Annotated in this window: 2 protein-coding genes; both read right to left on the bottom strand. The window is 72.4% G+C overall.

Features of this window, described 5'->3' with window-relative positions; genetic code table 11:
* Nucleotides 1-46: 46 nt before the first annotated feature.
* Complete coding sequence (locus HUW36_RS30755; RefSeq protein ID WP_174531289.1) at nt 47-1,318, bottom strand: L,D-transpeptidase; 1,272 nt, start codon at nt 1,316-1,318, stop codon at nt 47-49.
* A 372-nt stretch (nt 1,319-1,690) separates the two neighbouring features.
* Nucleotides 1,691-2,469, bottom strand: a 779-nt coding sequence (locus HUW36_RS30750; protein ID WP_174531288.1) for a dihydrolipoamide acetyltransferase family protein, incomplete at its 5' end; no start/stop codon positions are given.

Genomic DNA, 2,469 nt, shown 5'->3' with positions numbered 1-2,469 from the left:
GGCGCCGCGGACGCGACGCCGGCCCCGTGGCCGTTCCTCCCCCGGTTCAGCCGCCGCTGTTGCTCCGGCTCGGCGCCGGCGCGGGTGACGACCCGCCGGCCACCGCGCCCGGGTGCGGCGTCGGACTCTGCGTGGGCTTCAGCCCCGCCGGTACGGGCAGCGCGCTGCCCTTGGCGAACTCGTCCCAGCCGACGTTCCAGGCGGTGAAGCCGTTGCCCTGCTGGAGCTGCACCTCGGTGCCCTTGACGGTCACCAGGTCGCCGACCTGGGTGACGCCCATCAGCCAGTCCGCCGCGGTGGCGGAGACGTTGGTGCAGCCGTGCGAGGTGTTGTTGTAGCCCTGCTCCCCCTCCGACCACGGGGCCGAGTGGATGAACTCCCCGCCCCAGGTCAACCGCTGGGCGTCGTCCACGTCGACCACGTAGCCGCCGTCCGGCTCGCCCCGGGTGTCGAACGTGGTGTGCTCGTGCTTCTCCATGATCACCATGGTGCCGCTGGAACTCGGCGTGCTCGGCTTGCCGAGGCTGACCGGGATCTTCTTGAGCAGCTTGCCGTCCTGGTAGACGGCCATCTGCTTGGTGGTGTTGTCGATGTCGAGCGACACCTGCCGTCCCACCTTGGCCGACGCCACCCGGTCCGCGTCACCCACCGCCTCCTTGCCGATGGGCAACCCCTCCAGTGCGCTGCGCACGCTGATCTTCGTACCCGGCTTCCAGCGGTCCGGCGCCCGGTACTCGGCCTGCTTGCCGTCGGCCACCCACGACCACGTGCCCGGCTGCGGCGGATCGGTCCTGACGAACAGCCGGCGCTGCACGTCCGCCCGCGCCTGCTCCGGAATCGGCGGGTCGAATCCGAGCACCACCGGCATCGCCGTCCCGTACGTCTGGTTGTCCCGGAAATACAATTCGCTGGTGACGGCCGGTTTGGTGGATTTGGCCATCGTCGTGAACGTCGTCTTGCGCGTGGTGGTCTTTCCGGAATCGCCGCTCACGGTCACCTCGGCCGTGTACGCCCGGGAATTCGCCAGCGGGCGGTCCGGCACCCAGCCGGAGCCGTCCTCGCGCGGCTGCGCCGGCACCGGGCGGCCCTTGTCGTCGGTGAGCTTCACCGAGGTCACCTTGCCGTTGCTGACCTTCGTGCCCACCTCCGCGCTGATCGGCACGTCGCGGGCCCGGTCGACGGGTGTCACGGTGACCGACGGCGGGGCCGCCTCGGCCTTGCGCGCCACCGACTTCGGGCCGGCGGTGCACGCGCCGACCGCCAGCGGCGCGACTGCGACGGTCATCGCGAAAAGCGTCAGTCGTCGCCTCACAAACATATTTCGCCCCCCATTTCCGCACCCCCTCGCCCACATTCTGTAGGCCCGGCGTCACGCTGTGGCACCTTCGGCGGAATTGCTCGGAAACGGCTGCGGCGAAATGCGCCGACGGCTACCGGACAGTGAATGCCCGCTCCGCTCGTCCCGTACCGGACGGCCCGCCCCCTCCTACCCCTTCGCCCAGCAATGCCCCTCCTCCGCCCGGCGGCCGGAGGCGTCGATCAAGGCGTTCCCGTCAGCGTGGGGCCCTCTCGCGACGCACACTCCTTGATCAACCCCCAGGAGGGCTGAAAGACCGTGGCCCCGGCCCGCGGGTGCGGGTCGGGGCCGTGGGGTCGGTGGATCGGCCGGAGGGACGCAGGGGCCTCCCGGTCAGACGTTCGCCACCAGCAGGGCGGGCTGCTCGACGCAGTCGGCCACGTGGCGCAGGAAGCCGCCGGCCACCCCGCCGTCGCAGACCCGGTGGTCGAAGGTGAGGCTGAGCTGGGTCACCTTGCGGACGGCGAGCTGACCCTGCACCACCCAGGGCTTGTCCACGATCCGGCCGACGCCGAGCAGCGCCGCCTCCGGGTGGTTGATGATCGGCGTGGAGCCGTCCACCCCGAAGACGCCGTAGTTGTTGAGGGTGAACGTCCCGCCGCTCAGCCGGGCCGGCGGCAGCGTGCCGGCCCGGGCCGACGCGGTGGTCTCCGCGAGCGCGGCGGCCAGCTCCCGGGTGGTCAGCCGCTGGGCGTCGCGCAGCACCGGCACCACCAGCCCACGGTCGGTCTGCGCCGCGATGCCCAGGTGCACGCCGGCGGACTGGACGATCCGCTGTCCCTCGGTGTCGACCCGCGCGTTGAGCTGCGGATACCGCCGCAGCCCGCTGAGGCAGATCCGGGCCAGCAGGGCCAGGATGCTCACCGGCGCGTCCGGGGAGGCGGCGTTGATCGCGGCCCGGGTCTCCAGCAGCCCGGTGGCGTCCACATCGACCCAGATGGTCACCTCGGGGATCTCCCGCCGGCTGCGGGAGAGCTTGTCGGCGATCACCTTGCGGATGCCGGTCAGCGGGACGACCACGTCGCCGTCGCCGGCGGGGGCGAGCCCGACGTGCGCGTCCGGGGCGTCCGGCACGGCCGCCAGCCGGGCGGCCGGGGCGGTCCGGGCCGTCT

The sequence above is a fragment of the Micromonospora maritima genome, from assembly GCF_902825405.1.
GTDB classification, from domain to species: domain Bacteria; phylum Actinomycetota; class Actinomycetes; order Mycobacteriales; family Micromonosporaceae; genus Micromonospora; species Micromonospora maritima.
The sequence above is the reverse complement of the archived record's forward strand: the minus strand, read 5'-3'. Positions and strand labels throughout refer to the sequence as shown.